General features: G+C 63.6%; 25 protein-coding genes and 1 tRNA gene. 13 read left to right on the top strand and 13 right to left on the bottom strand.

Translation table 11 applies throughout. The features are described 5' to 3' along the window. Positions 1–24 precede the first annotated feature (24 nt). A complete protein-coding gene (gene pstB, locus RIF85_RS01245) occupies positions 25–804 on the top strand; it encodes a phosphate ABC transporter ATP-binding protein PstB (protein ID WP_309070083.1) in 780 nt (259 codons plus the stop codon). Positions 805–906: 102 nt separating this feature from the next. Here pstB and RIF85_RS01240 read toward each other — a convergent pair whose 3' ends face one another. The 3 genes from RIF85_RS01240 to RIF85_RS01230 all read right to left on the bottom strand — a co-directional run bounded on the left by RIF85_RS01240 (position 907) and on the right by RIF85_RS01230 (position 3,420). Continuing rightward, a complete protein-coding gene (locus RIF85_RS01240; RefSeq protein WP_309070082.1) occupies positions 907–1,917 on the bottom strand; it encodes an inorganic phosphate transporter in 1,011 nt (336 codons plus the stop codon). Further along, entirely contained in the window at positions 1,918–2,535 is a 618-nt protein-coding gene (locus RIF85_RS01235) for a nuclease PIN (protein WP_309070081.1), read from the bottom strand. Between the two features lie 237 nt (positions 2,536–2,772). Next, on the bottom strand, positions 2,773–3,420 hold the full coding sequence (locus RIF85_RS01230; protein WP_309070080.1) for a hypothetical protein: 648 nt from the start codon (positions 3,418–3,420) through the stop codon (positions 2,773–2,775). 138 nt (positions 3,421–3,558) lie between these two features. On the opposite strand from RIF85_RS01230, the gene RIF85_RS01225 reads away from it, so the two are divergent. The 3 genes from RIF85_RS01225 to RIF85_RS01215 all read left to right on the top strand — a co-directional run bounded on the left by RIF85_RS01225 (position 3,559) and on the right by RIF85_RS01215 (position 5,730). Then, positions 3,559–3,631: transfer RNA gene (locus tag RIF85_RS01225), tRNA-Lys, on the top strand. Positions 3,632–3,810: 179 nt separating this feature from the next. Continuing rightward, entirely contained in the window at positions 3,811–4,413 is a 603-nt protein-coding gene (locus tag RIF85_RS01220; RefSeq protein WP_309070079.1) for a hypothetical protein, read from the top strand. A gap of 36 nt (positions 4,414–4,449) precedes the next feature. Continuing rightward, complete coding sequence (locus RIF85_RS01215; RefSeq protein WP_309070078.1) at positions 4,450–5,730, top strand: endonuclease/exonuclease/phosphatase family protein; 1,281 nt, start codon at positions 4,450–4,452, stop codon at positions 5,728–5,730. Positions 5,731–5,749: 19 nt separating this feature from the next. Here RIF85_RS01215 and RIF85_RS01210 read toward each other — a convergent pair whose 3' ends face one another. Further along, complete coding sequence (locus RIF85_RS01210; protein WP_309070077.1) at positions 5,750–6,253, bottom strand: hypothetical protein; 504 nt, start codon at positions 6,251–6,253, stop codon at positions 5,750–5,752. 399 nt (positions 6,254–6,652) lie between these two features. Here RIF85_RS01210 and RIF85_RS01205 point away from each other — a divergent pair, with 399 nt between their 5' ends. From RIF85_RS01205 to RIF85_RS01195, 3 genes are all read left to right on the top strand, one after another. Further along, on the top strand, positions 6,653–6,865 hold the full coding sequence (locus tag RIF85_RS01205; protein WP_309070076.1) for a hypothetical protein: 213 nt from the start codon (positions 6,653–6,655) through the stop codon (positions 6,863–6,865). 166 nt (positions 6,866–7,031) lie between these two features. Beyond that, entirely contained in the window at positions 7,032–7,766 is a 735-nt protein-coding gene (locus tag RIF85_RS01200; protein WP_309070075.1) for a helix-turn-helix transcriptional regulator, read from the top strand. Continuing rightward, the gene (locus RIF85_RS01195; protein WP_309070074.1) at positions 7,763–8,503 is read left to right on the top strand and encodes a hypothetical protein; all 741 of its coding nucleotides are present in this window, start codon (positions 7,763–7,765) and stop codon (positions 8,501–8,503) included. The genes RIF85_RS01200 and RIF85_RS01195 overlap by 4 nt, the downstream gene beginning before the upstream one ends. 210 nt (positions 8,504–8,713) lie before the next feature. Here RIF85_RS01195 and RIF85_RS01190 read toward each other — a convergent pair whose 3' ends face one another. The 5 genes from RIF85_RS01190 to RIF85_RS01170 all read right to left on the bottom strand — a co-directional run bounded on the left by RIF85_RS01190 (position 8,714) and on the right by RIF85_RS01170 (position 13,455). After that, on the bottom strand, positions 8,714–8,989 hold the full coding sequence (locus RIF85_RS01190; protein ID WP_309070073.1) for an HPr family phosphocarrier protein: 276 nt from the start codon (positions 8,987–8,989) through the stop codon (positions 8,714–8,716). A 165-nt stretch (positions 8,990–9,154) separates the two neighbouring features. After that, a complete protein-coding gene (locus RIF85_RS01185) occupies positions 9,155–11,197 on the bottom strand; it encodes a fructose-specific PTS transporter subunit EIIC (RefSeq protein WP_309070072.1) in 2,043 nt (680 codons plus the stop codon). 17 nt (positions 11,198–11,214) lie between these two features. After that, a complete protein-coding gene (locus RIF85_RS01180; protein ID WP_309070071.1) occupies positions 11,215–12,192 on the bottom strand; it encodes a 1-phosphofructokinase family hexose kinase in 978 nt (325 codons plus the stop codon). Continuing rightward, the gene (locus tag RIF85_RS01175; RefSeq protein ID WP_309070070.1) at positions 12,189–12,956 is read right to left on the bottom strand and encodes a DeoR/GlpR family DNA-binding transcription regulator; all 768 of its coding nucleotides are present in this window, start codon (positions 12,954–12,956) and stop codon (positions 12,189–12,191) included. Before RIF85_RS01175 ends, RIF85_RS01180 begins: the two co-directional genes overlap by 4 nt. Before the next feature lie 241 nt (positions 12,957–13,197). Beyond that, the gene (locus RIF85_RS01170) at positions 13,198–13,455 is read right to left on the bottom strand and encodes a DUF6458 family protein (RefSeq protein ID WP_204533555.1); all 258 of its coding nucleotides are present in this window, start codon (positions 13,453–13,455) and stop codon (positions 13,198–13,200) included. Positions 13,456–13,821: 366 nt separating this feature from the next. Here RIF85_RS01170 and RIF85_RS01165 point away from each other — a divergent pair, with 366 nt between their 5' ends. Together RIF85_RS01165 and RIF85_RS01160 are read left to right on the top strand one after the other, a co-directional pair. Next, on the top strand, positions 13,822–14,088 hold the full coding sequence (locus RIF85_RS01165; RefSeq protein WP_309070069.1) for a GlsB/YeaQ/YmgE family stress response membrane protein: 267 nt from the start codon (positions 13,822–13,824) through the stop codon (positions 14,086–14,088). A gap of 111 nt (positions 14,089–14,199) precedes the next feature. Beyond that, positions 14,200–14,976 carry a hypothetical protein gene (locus tag RIF85_RS01160; RefSeq protein WP_309070068.1) on the top strand — a complete coding sequence of 259 codons (777 nt, stop codon included), beginning with the start codon at positions 14,200–14,202 and terminating at the stop codon, positions 14,974–14,976. Between the two features lie 12 nt (positions 14,977–14,988). Here RIF85_RS01160 and RIF85_RS01155 read toward each other — a convergent pair whose 3' ends face one another. Further along, on the bottom strand, positions 14,989–16,194 hold the full coding sequence (locus RIF85_RS01155; protein WP_309070132.1) for a DUF445 domain-containing protein: 1,206 nt from the start codon (positions 16,192–16,194) through the stop codon (positions 14,989–14,991). A gap of 132 nt (positions 16,195–16,326) precedes the next feature. On the opposite strand from RIF85_RS01155, the gene RIF85_RS01150 reads away from it, so the two are divergent. Both RIF85_RS01150 and RIF85_RS01145 read left to right on the top strand, forming a co-directional pair. Further along, on the top strand, positions 16,327–17,217 hold the full coding sequence (locus RIF85_RS01150) for a glycerophosphodiester phosphodiesterase family protein (RefSeq protein WP_309070067.1): 891 nt from the start codon (positions 16,327–16,329) through the stop codon (positions 17,215–17,217). A 12-nt stretch (positions 17,218–17,229) separates the two neighbouring features. Then, positions 17,230–19,029 carry a glycoside hydrolase family 15 protein gene (locus tag RIF85_RS01145; protein WP_309070066.1) on the top strand — a complete coding sequence of 600 codons (1,800 nt, stop codon included), beginning with the start codon at positions 17,230–17,232 and terminating at the stop codon, positions 19,027–19,029. Here RIF85_RS01145 and RIF85_RS01140 read toward each other — a convergent pair. Further along, positions 19,019–20,194: a zinc-dependent alcohol dehydrogenase gene (locus RIF85_RS01140; RefSeq protein WP_309070065.1), complete on the bottom strand. Its 1,176-nt coding sequence runs from the start codon at positions 20,192–20,194 to the stop codon at positions 19,019–19,021. The genes RIF85_RS01145 and RIF85_RS01140 overlap by 11 nt on opposite strands. Positions 20,195–20,295: 101 nt before the next feature. On the opposite strand from RIF85_RS01140, the gene RIF85_RS01135 reads away from it, so the two are divergent. Both RIF85_RS01135 and RIF85_RS01130 read left to right on the top strand, forming a co-directional pair. Then, a complete protein-coding gene (locus RIF85_RS01135) occupies positions 20,296–21,015 on the top strand; it encodes an AzlC family ABC transporter permease (RefSeq protein WP_309070064.1) in 720 nt (239 codons plus the stop codon). Beyond that, positions 21,012–21,323, top strand: coding sequence for an AzlD domain-containing protein (locus RIF85_RS01130; protein WP_309070063.1), 312 nt, complete (start codon positions 21,012–21,014; stop codon positions 21,321–21,323). Before RIF85_RS01135 ends, RIF85_RS01130 begins: the two co-directional genes overlap by 4 nt. A gap of 21 nt (positions 21,324–21,344) precedes the next feature. On the opposite strand, the gene RIF85_RS01125 is transcribed toward RIF85_RS01130, so the two are convergent. Together RIF85_RS01125 and pta are read right to left on the bottom strand one after the other, a co-directional pair. Next, positions 21,345–22,469, bottom strand: coding sequence for an acetate kinase (locus RIF85_RS01125; protein ID WP_309070062.1), 1,125 nt, complete (start codon positions 22,467–22,469; stop codon positions 21,345–21,347). Continuing rightward, entirely contained in the window at positions 22,469–24,559 is a 2,091-nt protein-coding gene (pta, locus tag RIF85_RS01120; protein ID WP_309070061.1) for a phosphate acetyltransferase, read from the bottom strand. The genes RIF85_RS01125 and pta overlap by 1 nt, the downstream gene beginning before the upstream one ends. Positions 24,560–24,635: the final 76 nt, after the last annotated feature.

Here is a 24,635-nt window from a genome sequence, read left to right as displayed (position 1 = left end):
CCGGCACAACCAGAAGGATCACCATTGTCCAAGCGAATCGACGTCAAGGACCTGAACGTCTACTACAGCAAGTTCCTTGCGGTGGAAGATGTGAACATCAGCATCGAGGCACGCTCCGTCACTGCGTTCATCGGCCCGTCCGGTTGTGGCAAGTCGACGTTCCTGCGGACGCTGAACCGCATGCACGAGGTCATTCCCGGTGCTCGTGTCGAGGGTGAAGTTCTGCTCGACGGCGACAACCTGTATGACTCTGCAGTTGACCCGGTAACGGTGCGCAGCCAGGTGGGCATGGTCTTCCAGCGGCCCAACCCGTTCCCCACCATGTCAATCCGCGACAACGTGCTGGCCGGTGTGAAGCTGAACAACAAGCGGATCTCCAAGGCGGATGCCGACGCGCTGGTCGAGAAGTCCCTCCGCGGGGCCAACCTCTGGAATGAGGTCAAGGACCGCCTCGGCCGTCCGGGTTCCGGTCTGTCCGGCGGCCAGCAGCAGCGCCTGTGCATCGCTCGCGCCATCGCGGTCTCGCCCGAGGTCATTCTGATGGATGAGCCCTGCTCGGCGCTGGATCCTATCTCCACCCTTGCGATCGAGGACCTCATCAACGAGCTCAAGAGCGAGTACACGGTGGTCATCGTGACCCACAACATGCAGCAGGCGGCGCGGGTCTCCGACAAGACCGCTTTCTTCAACATCGCGGGCACCGGCAAGCCCGGCAAGCTCATCGAATACGGGGACACCACCAACATCTTCAATATGCCCTCCCAGAAGGCAACCGAGGACTACGTCTCCGGGCGGTTCGGATAGAACGAATCAGGTCGAAGACTGCGGGCGCTCAACACATCGTGTGGTGGGCGCCCGCAGTGCTTTCCAACCCTCAACCTTCGAGGCGGGCGAGCGGACGCCCAGCTAAAGCAACGGGCTGATTGCCAGATACAGGGTGGCGCCGAGCAGCGCGGCGACCGGCGCCGTCGTAATCCAGACAAGCAGCACGGTCCTGACCACGCGACGATGCACCGTGCTGTAGCGGTGATTGGTGCCGGCGCCCACGATGGCAGAGGTCATCGTATGGGTGCTTGAAAGCGGCATATGGAAGCCGATAGCTCCGACGAAAAGCATCACCGCGCTGACGCCCTGAGCTGCCATGCCGTGAAGCGGGTCGATGCGCACAAGTCTGTGCGAAAGGGTGTGGGTGATCCGCCAGCCGCCCAGCAGGGACCCTGCAGCCAGCACGACGGCGGCGAACACCTGTACCCAGATCGGTACCGTGCTGCCCGTGTAGACTCCGGCTCCCACCATCGCCAGCACGATCACGACCATGGTCCTTTGACCGTCCTGCAGCCCGTGCCCCAGAGCAAAGGCCCCCGTCAGGACCGCCTGCGCCATGCGGTTGCCCTCGTTGACCTTGCGCGGGGAGTTGTTCCGCAGGAACCAGGTAGCGGGAAAAACCGCCAGGTAGGCCAGCAGGAAGGCTATGACCGGGGAGAGGAGCAGCGGCAGGCCGATTTCCAGGAGGAACACTCTTCCGGACCACGCGATCGACTGATCGCTCAGGAAGGCCGAGGCGAGGCCGGCACCCACCAGGCCGCCGAGGAGCGCGTGCGTCGACGACGACGGCTTTCCCCGGTACCAGGTGAATAGGCCCCAGGAGGATGCGGCGAGGAGCCCGGCGATGATGATGCCGAGCCCGGTCTGACCGCTGGGAAGGGCGATCCGGTCACCGGTGAACAGGTCGGCAAGGCTGACGCTCATCAAGGCACCGACGAGGTTGAACAGGGCGGCAAGGAGCACGGCCACCGTCGGCGTCAGTGCGCGGGTACGGACGGAGGTTGCAACGGAATTGGATACGTCGTGAAACCCGTTGATGAAGGCAAAACCTCCGGCGAGCACCACGGCTGTACCAAGGAGGAACAACTCCACCTACGATTCCTTCACGATGATCGCGCCGACGTGGGTGGCGACCTTGCGGATGTCCTTGGTGGCATCGATGAGTTGTTCCGCGACGTCCCGGTGCCGGGCGTAGACCAGCGGTTTATGGTCGTGCATCAGTTCCGAGCACCAGATCCGGTGGGTGCGCTCGGCGCGCTTGGAGAGGCGGACGATCTCGATCCAGTAATCTTCGAGCTCATCCAGGTCCGTGAGCTGCCGCATCGCTTCCGCAGTGAGCTCAGCCTGGCGGGTGATTACTTCGAGTTGCTCCGACGCCCTGCGGCTGAGCTTGCTGAGCCTATACAGAGCGATCAGCTCAGCAGCGCCGTCGAGCTTCTCCATTGCTTCACCCAGCAGACGCGAGATGGCGTACAGGTCTTCGCGCGGCAGCGGATTGATGAAGCTGGTGCGCATGGATGTCAGGAGCGCGAAGTGCATCTCGGTGGAGGTGCCCTCGGCCTGGTGCAGCTCCTCTGCCAGGGCGTCGTAATCCTCAGGCGGGGCACCAAGGATGCGGGACATGGTGCGAACGCCGATTACCAGTTGCTGAGCCATGCTGGAAAGTAGTTCCAGTCCTGCATTCTCCTGAGGGAAGAGGCGGAGCTTCACTAAAGTCACCTAGGGGTTGCACGGACGGTTGCCACCTAAGAATACCTGTGCCCCGGCATGGGTTTATCGGCGCGTACAGCCTGCCACGCGGACATAAAAGTGGCGCCGAACCGGGAGCGCCTCTCGGCGGAAGGCCGCTCGAAGCGGCTTAATGTTGAAGCCCGGGGGTTCCACGGTCCGACACCAGTTTCAGTCTGCTACTGACCCGCCCCCATGTCAACGCGGCGTCCGGGATTGTCAGTCGAGTTCGCCGCGACGCCAGGACGCGGCGGCGTGCTCAAGGTCTTCGGCGGTCTTGACCAGCTGGTGTGAGCTGCGGGTCAGCTTACTGGCGTGAGCGCCGTTGGAGGGCTCCGCGTCGTCCGCATGATTGGTCTGGCCAAGAGCAACTACCCGGCAGAATGCGGCAAAACGCTCGAGTGCCACATCAAACTCGCCGTCAAAAGCGCCGGAAAGAATGGTGTCCGCCATCTGTTGGACCTCATCGGCGCCCGGGGGCTCCGCAACTCCGGCGACAACCTTGGAGACCTGGGCAACTTCCTTGCCGGCCTTAAAGTAGGAGGCGATCCGCTCGGGATTCTGTTGCGTGGCTGCACGAAGTGCATAGAGCCGCCAAAGAGCTCCGGGTAGCGAGCGCGCGGGGCTCTCCGCCCACAGCTCGGCGATCGCCTCCAGGCCCTGTTGATCGGCCAGTTGCACCAGACGCTGCGTCACCTGCGGGTCATCGGCCTCCCGACCATGATGGACCAGGGCGTGCGCTGCAAGGTGGGCCGCCTCGGAAACCCTGGAGGGGTCAGCTCCTCCAGCAAAGATCTCGAAGTCTGCAGGCGCGAACGGCTTGGGTTTGTGATGCCGAGGGCTGTTGTTTATATATTCGCCGTCCATGGGTCGAGAATACTCCTGCGCCTATTGAGGGGCTAGGCACGCTGTGATCGTCGGCCCAGGCAGCCCGGAACACGGTTGCATCAAGGCCCGATCGGGTGCGATAAAGTAGACACGTCGTCTGGGCTGACCGGGCGGTGTGGGCCTTTAGCTCAGTTGGTAGAGCATCGGACTTTTAATCCGTGGGTCGTGGGTTCGAGTCCCACAGGGCCCACCCTGAATATCGCAGCTCATCCCCGTCGCCTAGCGGCGGGGATGAGCCGGTTAAGTGTGCCCGTGATCCTCAGTCGGCTCCTTTCCTCCACAACCATTGACTCCCGCGCTGTGGAAGCCTGTACTGGAAGTGCAGCACCTTTCCAGTACAACGGCACGGTGGTGCCGAGAGGAAGCCCGATGCCCGCCCTCATGGCGATTCCCGCCCAGACGGTGCTCGCCGTCGTCGTGATTTGTGCGCTGACGGCGATGACAGCGCTGGCAGTGTCGCGCGGCCTGGCAGCGGATGAAGACCGCGACGGGGTTTTTTGGTACGGCTTCACCGGTGGTTTCGCCAGTCTCGGGGCAATCACCGGCGCCATGGTCCTCATCCCGGAGACCGCAGCGATGACCGGGCTGACCGGCGTGCTGGGGTTCGGGTTGGCTGCGGGCTGGTTGTGGCGCGGGGAGCAGGAGCGGGCGGCACGGCGTCGTCGTCGAAGCGCGGAAGAGGCACGGACAGCGTTGCGGGCACGGCATGAATCTGTTGTGCAGCGGTGGGTGAGTTACGAATTGGACCCTGCCGTCGCCATCGACTTTCCGGGTATGACCGATTTGCGGCAGCCCGAGACGGCGCACCTGGTGCGCACCATGCGAAAAGCCGCGTTATTGCGCGAGAAGATAGACACAGACGACACCGCCGCACCGGCTTATGAGTCCGCCGTCGCCGAGCTGGAGGCGGCTTTCTTCGCTGCCGAGCGGGCCGCCGGTGCCCATTCGACCCCTCGCGGACGGGACGGTTAGGCTGTATCGGACAGTCCGGATTGAAGGGGGAGTCCCGTGGTTTCCGCACGTTCACCACGCCGCACGGCGTCCACCGTCCTCCTCGCGGGAGCGCTCGCCGTCGCCGCCCTGGGTATCTCAGTGCCGTCGGCGGTTGCCGGTTCGGACAAGCCCCGCGATGCCGAACAGCAACAGCGGCAGGCCCAGCAGAACGTTCGCTTCGCAACCTACAACGCGAGTCTCAACCGGTCCGCGGAGGGTGCCCTCGTCACGGACCTTCGCACCCGGGACAATGGGCAGGCGCAAAAAATCGCCGAGGTCATTCAAATCAATAACCCCGATGTGGTGCTGATCAATGAGTTCGACTACGACGCTGATCATCTGGCTGCGAACCTCTTCCGGACCAACTACCTTGAGGTCAGTCAGAACGGCAAGGCGCCGGTGCGCTACCCCTACATGTACACCGCGCCCTCCAACACCGGCGTCCCCAGCGGGATGGACCTCAACAACGACGGCATTGTGGGCGGCCCGGACGATGCGCTCGGATTCGGCCAGTTCGAGGGGCAGTACGGGATGGTGCTCTACTCGAAGTACCCCATCGATACGAAGAACGTTCGAACCTTCCAAAACTTTCTTTGGAAAGACATGCCCGGTGCACTCCTGCCCGATGACCCGGCCACAACCAGGTCCAACGACTGGTTCACCGACGATGAACTGGCGATCGTCAGGCTCTCCAGCAAATCCCACTGGGACGTTCCGGTCCTCGTTGGGGACTCGACGGTACACGTGCTTGCAAGCCATCCGACTCCTCCGGTCTTCGACACCGATGAAGACCGCAACGGCCGTCGAAACAGCGATGAGATCCGGTTCTGGGCGGACTACGTCCGCGGCGGCCTGCACGCCCGCTACATCTATGACGACGACGGCGGCAAAGGCGGACTTGATCGGCGCGCCAACTTCGTGGTGTTGGGCGATCTCAACAGTGATCCTGTAGACGGCGATTCCCGGCCGGGCTCGATCGGCCAGTTGCTTGCGTTGAAGGAAGTGCAGGATCCGAAGCCAGCCGCAGACGGTGCTGCTGAAGCATCGGTCCTGCAGGGACGGGTGAACCTGGAACACCGGGGAGACCCGGCCCTCGACACCGCAGATTTCGAGGACGCCGCGGCAGGCAACCTCCGCTCCGATTACGTTCTGCCCTCGAAGACGCTGAAGGTGCGCGGAGCAGGAATGTTCTGGCCGCGTGCCGGCACTCCGGGTTCGGAGCTGACGGGTGTCTTCCCGTTTCCGACGAGTGACCATCGACTGGTGTACGCGGACGTCGACGTCAGAAAGCACTAGCCGCAGCGGCGCAACGCTTCTACCTCTGCTGAGCACTGCCCCGCTGCCGGTCCCAGCGAACTGCGCTGAGCGCGCCGGCCGCAGCGAGCAGGATGCTGCCGCTGACAACGATCCCTCCGGCTGATTGGCTGATGATGAAGATCCACTGGGGGAACGGGCCGTTGACCGCGGTTTCATCCACCTGCAGGGGCGCGAAAACAGCCCAGAGGCCCAACGCCAGGAGCGCCGCACCGAGCAACCAGAGCGCGAGCAGGAACGGGTTGAACCGCCGGCCGGCCGACACGGCTGCGTCGTTGTGCGGAACACCTTCAGGGACCACTTCCACGACGTTCGCTCCAGCGTCGGGCGCCGGGGGAAGGTCAGGTTCCGCTGGGGCGTCCGGCCGCTGCTGCGGTGGTTCACCCGGGGACGCCCAGCGGCTGCCATGCGCGGCCGGCGCACCGGCGCCGCCGGTGCCGGCGGTGCCGCCGCGCTGATAAATGGGGCTGTAACGGCTGTCGATGTTCGGCGTACTCTCGCCCATTCTGCCTCCCTTGGCTATCCGAAGAATCTACCGGTTCTGCAGCAGTGGAATATAAGTATGCGCCGACTAGGCCGGCGAATACTGCTTAACCCTCTGGCCAAGGCCGGAAGCCTCGTGTACGTTGAAGCGCATGGGAACACTAATTTTCGAGTAAATCGTGCCGGTTGAGTGCGCTGAGCGCTCATCGCATCACATCAACACATTCGAAATAGACCGTGTTGAGGCTTTCGCCTCCAGGTTGTTCCCGCTCCCCCTACGCGTTGATCAAGGTACCGATCAAGCCATGTGTCGTAGAGGCGACCTCGCGGAACCGGTAGCCAACAGCTGACGAAAACGCTGTTGCCCTGCCGTCTCCTGTAGGCCTGGCAGCCTGCGGTCTCAGTCACAAAGAGGAGAGTCATGACCCAGCAAGACAACCAACAGCCCCTTAACGTGCGCGTTACTGAAGCCGCGGCCAAGAAGCTCGTGGACGACCCGCGCGCCCGCGAGGCGCTTGCCAAAAAGAATCCAGCCTTCGGGGAGCTTGACAGTGCCCATAGCACCGGTCGGAGGAACAAATCCCTTCACGCCAGCGGCAAGCAGGGAAAGCCCGAGAAGAAGGTGCGCTGGTAATCCGGTAGGGGAGCGCAGGCGTATGTGCCTTTAACGTGAGACTGGCTCCGCGTTCTGCGTATGGGGGAATCGCAGAATGGGGAGCCAGCTCTCCAACTATACTTCACAGTAGGGGTGGAAAGTCCAGTTGACTTCAATCCCGTCAATCTCAACGTGAAGGGCAACAATGACGGTCACAGCTAAAGCCTTTCAGCTGTGGCGCAACCAGATTGCCCCTGATGCAACGGTGTCGGATCTCTGCCGCAAGGCGGACATCAAGCGGTCTACCCTTGCCCAGCAGCTGGTGCGCGGGAAGGTCTCGGTGGAAACCGTCGTCAACATCGCCCGCGCTTATGGCGTTCCTCCGGTGCAAGCGCTCAGTCAGTTCGACGGCTATTTTGATCTCGCAGATGGGATACTGCCGCCTACACCGGCGGAATACCTCAGCCAGGTTTCACCGATGGATCTGCTGAGGCTGATTCTCGGCCGGAGCGAAGATGCGGACTGTGTGGGCCGACCAGTGAGCTTCCAACTTGCGCCGCTCCCGCACCGGTACTCGGTCAGGACCTGGTTCGACGCCGTCGACCGTGGCGAACTGCGTCAGGCGCTGACGGCGCGAACAGGGATTGCACCCCAAAACCTTTCTGCCCAGCTCAGCGCCGGCAGATTGAGCACGCAGCTATGCGTGGAAGTTGCCCGTGTCTCCGGGGTTTCCCTTGCCAATGGTTTGGTGGTAACCGGGCTCCTCACTCCCGAAGAAGGGGGGTGGGCCGAGGATGGCCGTGAGCAGGTCCTGAGCTCCCTGCCCGATTCCGAACTCATCCTGATCGCGCGGGATAGATTGGACGGTCTGGGCAAAAGGTTGCGCAAGCAGGAGCAGGACAGCACACGCGACAAGGCGTTATGGGAGAACCTGGGATGAGCGTGGGAGTGGTTATCCAGTGGCTGGCCCTCGGACTGTGTCTGCTGTTCGCTGCCATGAGGCTGCCGGATGCCCTACGGGGACGGGGCCGCAGTGTCTTTGCTGTGCTGGTCCTGCTGTGCGTCGCAGTGGCGCTGAGCCTGCCGCACATCTATCTCGCTGTTGACAGTCTGCTTGGCGGAGTCAATATCGCCAACCTGATCATCAGGCTCAGCCTCTATGCCGTCATGCTGCTGCTCGGCATGCGCGGTGCAGCCGCTTTCGGGTCTGCGCGCGCCCTTCGGCTGATCCGGGGCCCTCTCGGCGTGACGGCGCTTACCGTCACGGTGGTGGGCACGGTACTTCTCTTCGCACTCAGCGACCTGCCCGAGTCCTCGACAGGCCTGAGGGCCTATGCCGGCCAGACGTCAGTGCAGTGGTACGCCCACCTGGGACGGCTATACCCGGCCTACATCGGCGCCTGCCTCATAGGTTCTGCGGTTGCGCGGGCACGTGACACTTCCGCACTGCGCCTCCATCGGAGTGCCGCGGGATTGATGGCCGTCGGCTTCGCTATGGTGCTCGCGCACGCTACTCTCCAGCTCACCAGCCTGCCCACCGGCGCGGCTGACCTTGTCCTGCCGTTCGGCGCAATCGTCCTGGTGACCATGGGTCTCGCCATGATCTGGCTGTCAGGCAGACGCGCTACAAGCGGCAGAGCATCCAACTTCCTGGCGAGCGAGGACCGGAAGCTCTAGGGGACCCATTAGTCCTTTTGGATGATTTTTCGTCTTATAGAAGAAACACTATTCACGTTTTCATCAAGCTGTGTCAAAATTATGATTATGTAACTCCCGGTGACCGTGGGGGGTCCTCGGGTTACACAGCAATAGGTGCGTCCATTAGAACGGGTGGACGCACCTATTTTGCTTTAGGCACTTATTTCGGCGCCCGAAGTCTCCCGCCTGCTAGGCGTCGTGATCCGTCTCGAGGATCCGCACCAATGAGTCCAGGGCCTCTTCAGCGCCGTCGTCCTCCGACCGGAGCACCACCACATCGCCGTGTTCGGCTCCGAGGCTCATCAGGGAAAGGATGCTCGACGCGTCCATGGCCTCGTCTGCCGGACTGCTTTCCATCGCGATGGTTACCTCAACCGGGAGTTCACCCGCCGCCTCGGCGAAGATGGCGGCAGGACGAGCATGGAGCCCCACCCGGCTGGCTACGGTTGCTTTGCGTTCGATCATGATTTTCCTTCCGGTTGCGTTTGGTTGTGAGCCTACAGGCCCAGAGTTTGCAGAATCGGCAACGAGGCCTTTCGCGGCGGCCTTCAGCAGGGCTGTTTCCTCATCCACCGTGGGGTTGGACCACGGCCGCGAAAACGCTCAATGGTCCAACTCCTCGATGAGAGACTAGGCGGCGACCGGCTCGGGGGTCTCAGCCGGTTGCGGCTTACGAACAGCGAACCGCTTCAGGGCCACCACCGCGAGGGCCGAGACGACCATGCCTACGAGGATCGATAGGACAAACATAGCCACGTTGCCGATCGCGAAGAATACGAAGATGCCGCCATGGGGTGCCTGGGAGGTCACACCGGTGCCCATGATCATTGCACCCGTGATGGCGGATCCCACCATCCCCGCCGGGATGACGCGCAGCGGATCGGCGGCCGCGAAAGGAATCGCTCCTTCGGAGATAAATGCCGATCCAAGGAGCCAGGCCGCCTTGCCGTTCTCGCGCTCGGCCAGGGAGAAACGACGGCGGTCGATCACCGTCGCCAGAGCCAGAGCCAGCGGCGGGACCATGCCTGCGGCCATGACTGCCGCCATGATCTGCCACGGTGCCTGGTTATCCACCGCTCCGGCGCCAAGTCCGGCAACCGCGAAGGCGTAGGCGACCTTGTTGATAGGCCCGCCGAGGTCCACCGCCATCATGAGTCCAAGGATGACGCCGAGGAGAACAGCCCCCGTGCCGGTGAGACCGGACAGCCAATCATTGAGCGCAACGGTGAGTCCGGCGATGGGCCCGCCGAGAATCAGGATCATGAGTCCGGAGGCCACAATCGAGGCGACCAACGGGATGATGACTACCGGCATCAGGCCACGGAGCCAGCGCGGCACGGACAGTTTTCCGATCCTCATGGCAACGTAACCCGCGAGGAGACCGCCAACAATCGCGCCGAGGAAGCCGGCGCCCATGAATCCGGCAACTGCGCCGGCGACGAAGCCCGGTGCGATACCGGGACGATCGGCCAGAGCGTATGCGATGTACCCGGCAAGAGCGGGAACCAGGAAGCCCATGGACAGGGCACCGATCTTGAAGAGCACCGCACCCAGATAGGCACCCAGCGCTCCCTTTGCTGTTTCCGGGAACTCGGCTGGGAGGTTCCACAGGCTGTTGTTGACAACCATGTCGTCGGCGAAACCGGTGATGTCATATCCGCCGAGGAAGAATCCGAGGGCGATCAGCAGACCGCCGCCGGCGACGAACGGGATCATGTAGCTCACGCCGGTAAGTAGCGCGCGCTTCAACTGTCCGCCGACACCCTCACGCGGCCCGTCGTCGTCGGCTCCCGGCATGGATGAGTCGGCGACTCGGCGGGCGTTCGGGTTATCCGCCGCCGCGAGCGCCTCATCCACCATGACGCCGGGCTCATCGATCCCGCGCTTGACGGGAGCGTTGATAACCGGCTTGCCGGCGAACCGGTGCTTGTCCCGGACATCGACGTCGACCGCGAAGATCACCGCATCTGCCGCTGCAATCACGGAAGGATCCAGGGGAGTCGATGCAGAGGATCCCTGGGTCTCAACCTGGAGGTCAACGCCCTTTTCCTTCGCCGCCGCCACCAGCGAGTCGGCCGCCATGTAAGTGTGAGCGATACCGGTGGGGCAAGCCGTTACAGCCACCAGCCGTTTGGTGCGGGCTGCTTCCGGAGGGGTGGGGGTGCCGGGGTCGGCTGCGGACGGGGTGACCGAGGTGGCGCCGCCCTCCTTCTTGGCAGGTGCCGTTTCGATTGCTTCCTCGACCAGCGCCACGATTTCCTGCTCAGAAGCAGCAGAGCGCAGCGACGCGGTGAAGTCCTTCTTGATCAGGGAACGGGCCAGCTTCGACAGCAGCTTGAGGTGCTGCTGGTCGGCGCCCTCGGGAGCGGCGATGAAGAACACGAGGTCTGCCGGTCCGTCCTTGGCGCCGAAGTCGACCTTCGGTTCGAGACGGGCCATGGCCAGAGTCGGCTCAAGGACGGAGGTGGATCGGCAGTGCGGAATGGCAATTCCACCGGGGATTCCGGTTGCCGTCTTTTCCTCGCGGGCCAGTGCATCAGCGAACAGCCCTTCCACCTGATCGGCGCGGCCCTGCGCCACCACAAGTTCAGCGAGCCGACGAATAACGTCGGCGCGGTCGTTGCCCAGGGACTTGTCGAGGACGACAAGTTCAGGCGTAATCATTGCGGACATGGGATTTCCTTCGGAGGTTATGGGTGGTTGGGGGAAGTAGCCGGAGTCAGAGCCCGGACCGTGACGGCGTCGGGCGTGGTCTGGTGCAGGGCGGGCACGGTCGACCCGGGCAGCGAGGCCGCCGCTGAACCGTGCGCGACTGCCTGGCGTAGGCAGTCGGGAGCGCTGGCGCCGCGGGTATGCGCCAGGAGATAGCCGGCAAGGGCGGAGTCACCCGCGCCGACAGTGGAAATTGCTGTGATTGGGGGGTGCTGTGCGTGCCAGGCGCCGTCGGGGGTTACCAGCAGCGCACCCTTGGATCCGAGCGTTGCCAGTACTGCGCGGACGCCGCGGGCAAGCAGGCGGGTTGCTGCCTCCACGGCGAGGTCCTGCTGGTCCTCCAGTTCGTCACCATGACCGATTCCGGTGAGCTGCGACAGTTCCTCGGCGTTGGGCTTGAGCAGGTCCGGAGCGGCATTTCCTTCTATCGCGGCGATGAGCGCCGCTTCGGATGCGTCAAGGGCGATCAGTGGTGCGCGGTTCCCGTGCCGGGTACGGACTGCCCGCACGGTTGCTGCATAGAAGTCCTGCTGCAGGCCCGGCGGAAGTGACCCTGCAAGAACCAGCCAGCGCGCGCCGTCGGACAAGTCCACCACCAGGTCGATGAGCGTGGCGGCTTCCTGCTCGCTCAACGCTGGACCGGGCTCGTTGATCTTGGTGGTGGTGCCGTCCGGTTCCGTGATGGTGACGTTGGAGCGCAGGGCCGCCCGAATCGGCAGGTTGCGGTAGGCGACACCTGCGGCGAGCAGGCCGGCAAGTACCGGATCACCGTCCTGACCCGGAAGGATCGCGAGGGCTTCGGTTCCACCTGCTGATAGTGCACGGCAGACGTTAACGCCCTTGCCTCCCGATTCCTGCCGGTTGGCCACTGCCCTTTGCACCGCACCGCGGGCGAGGGGAGCGGCCAACTCGATGGTGCGGTCAAGGCTGGGATTGGCCGTGAGCGTGATGATCATGCGACCACCAGCTCGACATCCGCGTCAGCCAGTGCTTCGCAGAGCGCAGCGTCCGGCTGGACGTCGGTGATGAGTGCGTCGATCTCGTTGAGACCGGCGAAGCCCACAAGGGTCTCCGCGTTCAGTTTCGATGCATCTGCCAGCACGACGACGCGGCGCGCCGATCGAACAATTGCCGCCTTCACGGAGGCCTCCTCTGGGTCTGGAGTGCTGAGCCCGAATTCCGGGTGCACACCGTTTGTGCCGATGAAAACGACATCCGGTCGAAAGCCGTTGTAACGCGCTACGGTGCCGCTTCCCACGCAGGCACTGGTGAGGCTGCGGACTCGCCCTCCGATGAACTCGAGCTGGAGGGACGAGCCGATGAGAGTGTGGGCGACAGGGACGGAGTGGGTGATGATCAGGAGCTGATCCGCCGCTTCCTGAACGAGGAGGGCTGCGAGGCTTCCGGTGGTGGTTCCGCCGTCCAGCACAATCGATCCCTCAGCTGGCACCATGGCCAGCGCAGCCTTGGCTATGCGGGCTTTCTCCGCCTGATTCCGACCTTCGCGGCTGGACAGGCTGAGCTCGCTGGTGCTGGCGTTGGTAGCCGGGACGGCACCTCCGTGTACGCGGCGGAGAATTCCGTCCTTTTCCAGAAGCGCGAGGTCCCGCCGGACAGTCTCCTTGGTGATGTTGAAGCGGGCGGCGAGTTGCGCCACGGTAACGCGGCCTTCGGACGCCACCAAGGCGGCGATCCTGTTATAGCGTTCCTCGGCGAACACAGCGCCTCCTCGACTGGTGACCAGAGTCACAGGTATTTCTGTTTCAGTGACTCTATCTGTGTTTATGTTTGGATGTCAATGGAAAACGGAAGAAAAGGCAGATTGGGAGACCTGGCGGTCGTACACGTAGTCCTGTTCCCGGACGGGAGGTGACGGCTTAAATGAAGAAGCCACCCGCGCCGAGAGGCAGGTGGCTTCTTCGCTGATCGGGGCCGTCGGCCCAGGTGGATTCGTCTAAGGGTTAGATCCCGCCGTCGCGGGTTTCATTGCGGGTGATCCGCTCACCGGTGTTCGGATCCTGCACAGTGCGCGATTCGCTCACTCGCTTCTGGTTGCGCGGCGCATTCATCAGGAGCGAGATGATGAGTCCCAGAACACCGACTCCCATGAGGATGTAGCCCACGAGGGTGAGGTCGATGAAGTTCACCAGATTGTCTGCAACGGCGAAGGCCAGGATTGCCCCGAGTGCAATCAGGACGATGGAGGAACCGATTCTCATACCAACTACTCCTTGATTTGACCCGCTTGGCAATTTTTCTGTTTGTTCGCTGCTTGTTGCAGCAGCAGAAGCGGGTGGCGAATAACACGCTATGTAATCAGCATACTGTCTTCCGGTTGGTGTGGCTCCGAGCATCGCGCAGAAATTGAGCGAGCCCTTTTTCTGCGGATCAATCCTGCCCCCGGTGAAGTTTTGATTACGGGGGGTTGCAATGCGGGCAGGCAGGAGTTTAATGGTTGCACCAGCAGGACCATAAGCTATTACTAAGCTCACTGATGAAGTAGGGTGGTGTGCAGTTGCACTTCGGTGCACGGTCGAAATCGACAAACAAGTTGCGTGGATAGAAGTTCGATTAAGGAGTACTTCATGAATTTCCTAGCATTTCTTCTTCTCGGTCTTATTGCAGGCGCCATCGCCAAACTGATTCTCCCTGGACGGCAGGGTGGCGGCTGGGTAATGACGCTTATTCTCGGCGTGATCGGCGCCCTGCTCGGAGGTTTCCTTGGCAACCTCCTCTTCAACGTCGGCGTGAACGAATTCTTCTCGCTTTCTTCATGGCTGCTGGCCATCGGTGGAGCGATCATCGTTCTCCTCGTGTACGGTGCCATCACCAAGAATCGCTCGCACGCATAATCTGGGCGACATCTACTAAAACGCCCCGTCGGCCCCATCCGACGGGGCGTTTTGCATGGCTTTGCGAAGCCAAGTAAGCCAGACTTGAACAACTCGACGGAAGGATCAGCAATGGCACCCTTCAACCCAGCGGGCAAATTCGCGAGTGGGGCGGTTTTCGATCGCCACGGCCGACCGAAGCCGGGTATCCAGCGTGCAGTGGAACGGGCTATCGACGTTCAGCGGCCATTGGTGCTTGCAAACCTGCGGCGGCTACGCAAGAAAGACCCAACAGCTACTGCCGCCGAGTTGAACGCAAAACTGGAGCGGGACTACCTTGTCGCGATCACGACGGCGGGAGCGGCCGTCGGAGGTACCGCCGTCGTGCCGGCGATCGGCACAGTCGTTTCCCTGGGGCTTTCAGCCGCAGCCACGGTCGGCTTCCTGGAGGCAACAGCCCTCTACGCCCAATCAGTCGCGGAGCTTCACGGGATCTCCACCGATGATCCGGAACGCGCACGAACGCTCGTTATGGGCATCCTGATGGGCGAAGAGGGGTCAGCGCTGATACAGGCCACAATGGGTTCCTCAGCGGGCGGTGTAACGCGTCACTGGGGCAACGTGGTCGGTGGATCGATGTCTTCATCAGCGGTACGCGGAATCGGCGCGAGTATCCGCAAGCGGTTCATCCGGCGCATGCTGGCCCGCCAGGGCGGGGCACTGCTGGGACGTGCACTGCCATTCGGGGTGGGCGCTGCCGTGGGCGGAGCCGGCAACCACATGATGGGCCGTACGGTCATCAATGCCACGCGCGAAGCGTTCGGCCCTCCGCCCACCGTGATTCCCGGTGAACTGCTCACCGAACTCGAGAAGCTGCCTGCGGCGACAAAGGATTACGGCCACCCCTGAGTCCGGCGGAGGTCAGCCGAACAGCGCGTGAGCGATCGTGAAGATCGCCAGGCCTGCGAGTGAACCCACCACGGTGCCGTTGATTCGGATGAACTGAAGATCCTTACCTACCTGGAGTTCGATCTTCCGTGAGGTCTCCTCTGCATCCCAGCGTTCCACGGTCTCCGAAATGATTCCGGCAATGTCGCTGCGGTAAGTCCGTACGAGGTAGCCGGCGCCGTCGGAGATCCAGCGGTTGATCTTGCCCGCGAGCTCCTCGTCGGTGGTCAGCCGGCGTCCGAAATCCCGGACAGCTGACTTGAAGTTCCGGGTCAGTTCGCTGTCGGGGTCGTTCACCGCCTCGAGCAGCGCCGTCTTGACGGTCTTCCATGCCCGCGCAGCGACATCGTGAACACGTGGGTCATCCAGGATGCCGGCCTTGATCTCCTCGGCTTTCGCAATGACCGCCGGGTCATACTGCAGGTCCTGTGCCAGGTCCGTGAGGTACTTGTCGATCGAGAGCCGGACATCGTGCTGCGGATCGGCCTGGACGGCGCGCACGAACTTGAGAAACTCGGTATAGACCTTGTCGCCCACCAGCCCGTCCACGAAATGCGGAACCCAGGTGGGGGATCGTTGCGACACCACGCGCGAGACGACGTCGTAATTCGCGTCGACCCACTCGGCTGCGCGGTCCACCAGAAGGTCCACCAGCCGGTGGTGGTGACCTTCCTCGAAGATCCGGGCTGCCATCCGCCCAACCGGCGGGCCCCACGGCGGGTCCACCACGTGCTTGCGCACCATTGACTCGATGACCTGCTGGACGGCGTCGTCATCCAGCACCGTGAACGCACCACGGATCAGTGCCGCGCCTTCCACTGCTACCCGGTCCGCACCCTCCGGGCGGGCGAGCCACGTGCCGGCGCGCTGCGCAACGCCGAGGGAGGTCAACTTCTGTTGGACAACGTCCTCGGCGAGGAAGTTTTCCTCCACAAACTGCCCGAGGGAGGTTCCGATCTGGTCCTTCTTGCGGGGGATGATCGCCGTGTGCGGAATCTTCAACCCCATGGGGTACTTGAACAGGGCTGTCACTGCAAACCAGTCGGCCAGCGCGCCCACCATGCCACCCTCGGCCGCCGCCCGGACATACTGCAGCCACGGGTACTGCTCCTGCAGCGCGAACGCGACCAGGAAGATCACCGCCATGACGCCAAGCAGGCCCGTTGCGACGGTCTTCATCCGCCTCAGTCCTGCTGCGCGCTCCGTATCGGTCAACGCAATGCTCACTTGGTCCTCCGCATCGGTGCTGAATTCCCCATCTCATCAGCCGCTCTTAGGTCAGTTCCTGCCGCATTCGCTAGCGTAAGGCCTGTGGCAGAACAACAAGGAGTGAAGCATCTGGTTTTCGCCCACCGGGGCGCCAGCAAGCAATACGCCGAACATACACGCGCCGCGTTCCTCCAGGCGCTCGCCGAGGGGACCGACGGCGTTGAATGCGATGTCCATCTCACAGAAGACCTCGAACTCGTTTGTATTCACGACCCCACGCTTGACCGGACGTCCAGCGGCACGGGTGATGTCGGTGACCACACGCTGCGGCAGTTGCGCGAACTGGATTTCGCGTCCTGGAAGGGCGCCAACATCCCGCCGCAGTACGGTGGCGTGGCGGATCAGTTGCTTACCCTCGAGGAGCTGATCGAACTTCTCCGCGGGGATGGCCGGGAGCTGGAACTAGCCATCGAACTGAAGCACCCAAGCCCCTTCGGGCTCAAGCTCGAGGAAAGGCTGATCGCCTTCCTGATGCGGGAGGGATACGACCCGGAGACCTCCCGGCTGGCTAACCTGCACATCTCCTTCATGAGCTTCAACCCGGACTCGGTGAGGCATCTTCTGGAACGGGTCCCGTCCGACGTCGTCTGCCAGCTGGTTGCCGATGTCCACCCCGAGGATGTGAGGGAGACCCTGGGGCCGCTTACAGCCGCCGCCGTCATGAATCTCCTGCGCCGTGCCCTCCATGAGGGAGAGCGGATCATCGCGAGCGGTGCAGTCGGGATCGCCGGGCCCGGTATCGAGTATGTGCGGGCGCACCCCGAGCGGGTAAAGCGGTGGCTCGCCGCGGGCCTGCGCGTGAGGGTGTGGACGGTGGACACGGACGACGACGTCGACTTCCTTCGCGAGCTCGGCGTCCAGGAGATCACCACGAACCGGCCCGCTCATGTCCTTCGCAGGTTGAAGGGGGAGCCCACCACCGGGCGTTTGTGATTGAGTTAACGCATGGCTATGCCGATTGAGGACTATGCACTGATCTCCGACCTCCACACCGGGGCCCTGGTGTCCAGGGGTGGGAGCGTCGACTGGCTCTGCTACCCGAGGTTCGACTCGGCGTCGGTCTTTGCGGCTCTGCTGGGCAACGAGAACCACGGGAGATGGCTTATTGCTCCTGCCCATGACGCCGGGGTGGCGGAGCTTGTTGAGTGGAAGTACGTCGAGTCCACTTTTGTTCTCCAGTCCCGGTGGCGGACTGAGGCCGGAGAAGTGCTCGTAACCGATTTCATGCCCATGCACGACCGACGGGCGTCATTGGCGCGCCGTATCGAGGGCATCGCGGGCTCCGTGCCGATGCGTCAGGAGCTGGTGGTCCGGTTCGGTTACGGTGACGTCCTGCCGTGGGTGCGGCGAACCCATGAAGAAGGTGGTCCCGGGATCCTGGCGATGGCCGGTCCGGATGCACTGCTGTTGCGCGGCACCCATCTTCCCCACGCTGCTGACCACCGTCACGCGGGCGAGTTCACGGTCGAAGCCGGGGAGAAGGTCGACCTCGAGCTGGTCTGGTACCCCTCGCACCGGGAGCAGCCGACGCCCCTCGACTTCGACGTGACGCTCCAGTCAACCATCGACTACTGGCAGAACTGGGCGGAAAGCTGCGAGAAGCAGGGCGAATACGACGACATCGTCAAGCGCTCCCTTCTGGTTCTTCGGGCGCTGACTCATGAAGATACCGGCGGCATTGTGGCAGCACCCACCACTTCGCTGCCGGAAGCCTTCGGCGGCGAACGGAACTGGGACTATCGGTTCTGCTGGCTACGCGACGCAGCGCTGACCCTCGAGGCGATGATGACGCACGGCTATGAGGATGAGGCGTCCGGGTGGCGGAATTGGCTGCTGCGGGCCGTCGCCGGGGACCCGGAGGACCTGCAGATCATGTACAGCGTCTCCGGTGAGCGGCAGCTTCCGGAGAAGGTGCTCGGCCACCTGCCGGGCTACGCGGATTCCGCTCCCGTACGAATCGGCAACGGGGCTGTGAATCAATATCAGGCCGACGTCGTCGGTGAAGTGATGGTCGCCCTGGAGAAGCTGCGTGAGCGGGGTGTGAACGAGGATGAATTCTCGTGGCCCCTCCAGCACGCCCTGCTCGGTTTCCTCGAGAAGCACTTCGATTCGAAGGATCACGGCATCTGGGAAATGCGCGGCGAACCGGCCTACTTCACGCACTCCCGCGTGATGATGTGGGCTGCGTTTGACCGCGGTGCCCGCGCTGTACGGGAGTACGGGCTAAAGGGCGAGGCCGATCGCTGGGAGGAGCTGCGCGACACCCTCCGGCAGGAGATCCTGGCACAGGGTTACGACAGCCAGGTGAATTCCTTCACCCAGTACTACGGCACCACGCTTGTCGATGCGTCACTACTGCAGCTGCCGCAGGTCGGTTTCATCGACTACGACGATCCGATGATGTTGGGCACGGTGGCGCGGCTTGAGGAGCAGCTCCTGGATCGTCATGGGCTGCTGCTGCGGTACCGCACTGAATCGGCCATCGACGGTCTTGCCCCTGGGGAGCACCCCTTCCTCGCCTGCTCGTTCTGGCTCGTTGAGCAGTACGCGCACACGGGCCGTCTCGAGGATGCCAAGCGCCTCATGGATCAGCTGGTGGGCTACGCGAACGAACTCGGCCTGCTGTCTGAGGAGTACGACGCCGAGAACGCCCGGATGGCTGGAAACTTCCCCCAGGCGTTCTCGCATCTTGCGCTGGTGCGGGCCGCGGACGCGATCCACGCCGTTCAGACCGTCATGGTTTGAGAATCACCTTGATGCAGCCGTCCTGCTTCTTCTGGAAGATCTTGTAGGCGTTCGGTGCTTCCTCCAGCGACACCTCGTGTGTCTTGAGGTCCATCACGCCCAGCGGGTCCGAGGGGTCTTCGACGAGCGGCAGCAGCTCATCGGTCCATCGGCGTACGTTGCACTGGCCCATCCGGGTCTGGATCTGCTTGTCGAACATGGTCAGCAGTGGCATGGGGCTGGCGGTGCCGCCGTAGACGCCGCTGAGGGAGACCGTTCCGCCGCGTCGGACGGCGTCGATTGATGCATGGAGGACCGTCAGCCGATCTACGCCGGCGGTTTCTATGGCCTTTCTGGCGATGGGGTCCGGGAGCAGCCCCACTGCGTTCTGTGCGAAGGCCCCCAGCGGTGAGTTGTGGGCTTCCATGCCGACGGCGTCCACCACGGAGTCAGGTCCGCGGCCATTGGTCATCTCGCGGAGCACATCGCCGACCTCCTTGGTGAAGTCCACTGTCTCGATGCCGTGCCGCTCGGCCATTGCACGCCGCTCAGCGACCGGCTCCACGGCGATCACGCGGTAACCCAGATGCCGTGCGCTGCGGGCAACGAATTGACCGACGGGACCAAGTCCGAAAACGGCGAGGGTGCCGCCGTCGGGCACGTCCGCGTACTGCACCGCCTGCCAGGCGGTGGGAAGGATGTCCGAGAGGTACAGGTAACGCTCATCGGGGAGGTCATTGCCGACCTTGACGGGGCCGTAGTCGGCATGGGGAACCCGGAGGTATTCGGCCTGGCCGCCGGGAACGGAACCGTACAGCTCCGAGTAGCCGAAGATGCGCGCTCCCGTACCCTGATCGTGGTTCTGCGTGGTTTCACACTGGGATTGCAGCCCGTTGTTGCACATCCAGCAGTGGCCGCAGGCAATGTTGAACGGGATGACGACGCGGTCGCCGGGCTTCAGGTTGGTGACGCTGCTCCCCACGGCTTCGACAATGCCCATCGGTTCGTGGCCCAGCACGTCGCCTTTTTTCATGTACGGGCCCAGAACTTCGTACAGATGGAGATCGGAGCCGCAGATGGCCGTCGAGGTAATCCGGACTATCGCGTCCGAGGGATCTTCGATTCGCGGGTCGGGAACTTCCTCGACGCTGACCGATCGTTTACCCTGCCAGGTAAGTGCCTTCATCGATACTCCTCCACAGATTCGTAAGTATGCTGACCTTTCTCAGTATTGCCGCCATCGGACCCGAAGTGAAGCGAGGCCGGGGTTCCGCATAGGCTTGGCCGGTGGAGTTTTCGAAATCCCCGGCTGCGCGGGTTGGTCTGTCTATTGCCGTAGCGACGGGGCTCTACGGGGTGTCCTTTGGCGCCCTCTCGGTGGCGTCCGGGCTTGACCTCCTGCAGACGATGGCGCTGAGTCTCCTGTTGTTCAGCGGCGGCTCACAGTTCGCGTTCATTGGAGTGGTGGGTGGCGGCGGAAGCGGTGCGGCGGCCATGTCGGCGTCGGGGTTGCTGGGCATCCGCAACGCCGTCTATGGCATGCAGATGAACGCGATGCTCCGCCCGCGCCGCTGGCGCCGCTTCGCCGCGGCACAGGTCACCATCGACGAATCAACCGCAACCGCCACCGGGCAGAGCGATCCACTGGAGCAAAGCCGGGGCTTCTGGGTGGCCGGAATCGGCATCTACGTGCTGTGGAACGTGTTCACCCTGGTGGGCGCCTTGCTCGGAAACGCCCTCGGTGATCCGGCGCAATGGGGTCTCGACGGCGCTGCGGTGGCCGCCTTCCTCGGGTTGCTGTGGCCCCGGCTGAAGGCGCGGGAACCCGCGGCCATCGCCGTGGTCTGCGCCCTCGTCACCCTGCTGGCAGTTCCTTTCGTGCCGCCGGGCGTCCCCATTCTCGTGGCCGCACTCGTCGCCGGCCTGCTCGGCTGGTTCAGTTTCGGTCCCTCACGTGAAGGGCTCGAACCCGATGTCGAGCCGTATCCCTCGGAAGGGCGGCCGTGAACCTCTGGATCTGGATCCTTGTTGCCTGCTTGCTCAGCTACCTCACGAAGCTCGCCGGATACCTTGTGCCCGCGCGGCTGATGGAGAACCCGCGGATGACCCGCGTGGCAGGCACTCTGACCATCGGCCTGCTCGCCTCGCTGACGGCCGTCAACACCTTCTCGAGCGGTCAGGCTCTGGTGGTTGATGCGCGCCTCGCCGCGCTCCTGGCCGCCGCGGTGGCACTGTGGCTGCGGGCACCGTTCCTCGTCGTTGTGCTGGCCGGCGCCGCTGCGGCCGCGCTGGCGCGCTTCCTCGGTGCCGCCTGACGAGCGATTGAACAGCAGAACCTAAGCGGAGTCGACGACGGCGGCAGTCGCCTCTGCGATCGCCGCCTCTTCGTCTGTGGGCACCACCAACACCGGGAACGCCGATTCTTCGGTGCTGATCTCGCGTGGGGACCCGCCCGGCTTCTGGTTCTCGGCGTCGTCAATGAAGATGCCCAGCGCACTGAGTCGATTCACCACGCGCTCCCTGAACCGCCACGAGTTCTCTCCGATTCCGGCGGTGAAGACGAGCGCCTGCGCGCCGCCGACGGCAACGTGGTAGCCGCCGATGTACTTGGCGAGCCGGTAGGAAGCAATGTCGAGGGCGACCGTCCCGGCGTCGCCTGATTCCTCGACCGACCGCATGTCATTGTGGCCAGTGAGGCCCACGAGCCCTGACTCGCGGTTCAGGAGTCGATCGAGATCCTTCTCCGTATAGCCTTCGCGACTGAGGAACAGCAGGATGGACGGGTCGATGTCACCGGATCGGGTGCCCATGACCAGGCCCTCCAGAGGTGTGAAACCCATCGAGGTATCGATGCTGCGTCCACCCTGGACGGCCGTGATGGACGCACCGTTTCCCAGGTGCGCGATGATCCCGGTGAATTCCTGCGCCGGCAGGCCGAGCAGCCCGGCCGCGTGCCGTGTCACGTACTCGAAGGACGTGCCATGGAAGCCGTACCGACGGATGCCGAACTTCTTGTACAGGTCGTCGGGCACGGCATACCGCCAGGCGTGTTCGGGCAGGGTGCGGTGGAAGGCGGTGTCGAAGACGGCGACCTGCTTCATGCTCGGCCACCGGTCGGCGATGGCGCGGATGCCCTGGACATTCGCGGGATTGTGTAGCGGGGCCAGCGGGTTGAGCCGTTCGATGGCGCGGATGATCTCGTTGGTGACCAGCACCGGCTCGCTGAAGCGCTCCCCGCCGTGGACCACACGGTGACCGACGGCGTCGATCGATCGGCCCTGCAGCGTTGATTCAAGTTCCTGTGTGACCCGATCGAGTGCTTCTGCGTGGTCTCTGGGCCCGCCATGGGCAGAATCCCCGATGCGCTCGATCAGTCCGTTGGCCAGACGCTCCCCGGTAGCGGAGTCCCGCACCTGGTACTTGAGTGAGGACGAGCCTGAGTTGATGACAAGGATGATCATTACGCCTCCTGGGATGTGGTGCCCTGTGCCTGGACGGCCGTTATGGCTACGGTGTTCACGATGTCTTCGATGGTGCAGCCCCGCGAGAGGTCGTTCACCGGCTTGCGCAGGCCCTGCAGAACCGGCCCGACGGCGACGGCACCGGCCGACTGCTGCACCGCCTTGTACGTGTTGTTGCCCGTATTCAAATCGGGAAATATGAAGACGGTTGCCTGCCCGGCGACCGTGGACCCGGGCAGCTTGGACTGCGCAATCGACGCGTCCACCGCGGCGTCGTACTGGATGGGTCCTTCAACGGGAAGGTCCGGCCGGATGGACCGCACCAACTCAGTTGCACGCCGGACCTCGTCCACGGCCCCGCCGTATCCGGATTCTCCCGTGGAGTAGGACAGCATGGCCACGCGCGGTTCAACTCCGAACTGGGCAGCGGTCTCCGCCGACGCAACGGCGATGTCAGCAAGCTGTTCCTCGGTGGGATCAGGATTGACCGCGCAGTCGCCGTACACCAGAACCCGATCCCGAAGGAGCATGAGGAACACTGAGGACACAATCTTCACGCCCTCCTTGGTCTTCACGAACTCCAGCGCCGGGCGGATGGTGTTGGCCGTCGTGTGCGCGGCGCCCGAGACCATGCCGTCCACATGGCCGAGCTGTACCATCATGGTCCCGAAGTAGGAGCCGTCGAGCATGCGTTCCCGGGCATCCTCGAGGGATACGTTCTTGTGTGAGCGCAGCCGCGCGTATTCCGCAGCGAACTCCTCACGCAGCTCGGAGGTGGCAGGATCGAGCAGGGTCAGGCCTGCGAGGTCGATGCCCTGACTCGCCGCGATCTCCCGGACCTGTGACTCCGAGCCGAGGATTGTCAGGTCGCAGACATCCCTGCGGCGCAGGATCTCCGCTGCGCGCAGGATCCGCTCGTCCGTGCCCTCGGGAAGGACAATGTGCTTGCGGTCGCTGCGCGCCTTCTCGATGAGCTCGTGCAGAAACCGCAGCGGGGTCATCTTCACCGGCCGCGGCAACTCCAGCCGTTCGAGCAGCTCCACCGCGTCCACCTGCCTGGACCATACGCCCAGCGCCGCTGCTGCCTTCCGGCGCAGGCCGGTCGCGATCTCGCCGCGCACCTCACTGACGCGTTTGGCGGCGGTGTAGGTGTCGTCGTCGACCGCGAACACGGGGAAGGTTGCGTGGGCAAGCAGGGCAAGAATATTGGGATCGGGCGTGAGGCCCCCGGTGAGGATCATGCCGGAAGGTACGGGGAACTCAGGCGAGAACGACGACGCCACCGTGGCCACCAGCACGTCCGCCCGGTCACCGGGCACAATTACGAGCGCGCCGTCCCGGAGCAGTTCGAGGAAGTGCCCTACATTCATGGCAGCGACGCGGATGGAGGAGACGTCCCGTTCAAGCGTGGCCCCACCGGCGATATGCCGGGCGTCAAGGGCGCTCGCGACCTCAGCCATGGTGGGCTGCGAGATTTCGCTCAGCTCGGGGATGACGTAGACCGGACGGCCCGACTTTCCGGGGCGTACCTGTTCCCGGATGGTGCCGACGGCGTCTTCCGCCGCGCGGTTCACCATCATGGCCAGCAGGGACACTTGCGCAGCGTCCAGCTCCCGCCGGGCGACGTCGACGGCGTCGGCAGCCTCGGCCGCGCTCATGTCCTTCGCGCTCACGACGGCGAGAACCATGGCGCCCAGGTTGTTCGCCAACCGTGCGTTGAGGTCGAATTCAACCGCGGCGTCCTGCCCGCTCAGGTCGGTGCCCTCCACGATGATGACGTCGCAGGACTGCGCCATCTCGCTGTAGACCGCGACGCAGCGGGCATCGATCTCCTCGCGCTCACCTGCGACGAGCAGCGCCCGTGCTTCTGCGCGCGTCATGCCGCTCCGGGCCGTTCGCGCATCCAGCCCGAACGCACGGCGCATCAGGAGGACCATCGGATCGTCCGCGCCGTCCTCCGCTTCGGAGATCGGCCGGAGGAATCCGATGCGGTCAGCGTGCCCCTGCAGCATGCTGGCAAGACCCAGTGAAATGAGGGACTTTCCCGAGCCGGGAGCCATTGCGCTGACGTAAATTCCGCGGGTGGTCATTACTTCATCCTGCACGATCACAGATGCTTAGTCACTGTCCGTCAGTGTTGGCTGCCTTACCTTCCGGGCTATCCAT

Source organism: Arthrobacter sp. (assembly GCF_031179385.1).
GTDB lineage: Bacteria > Actinomycetota > Actinomycetes > Actinomycetales > Micrococcaceae > Arthrobacter_D.
This window is presented reverse-complemented; position numbering and strand designations above follow the sequence as displayed.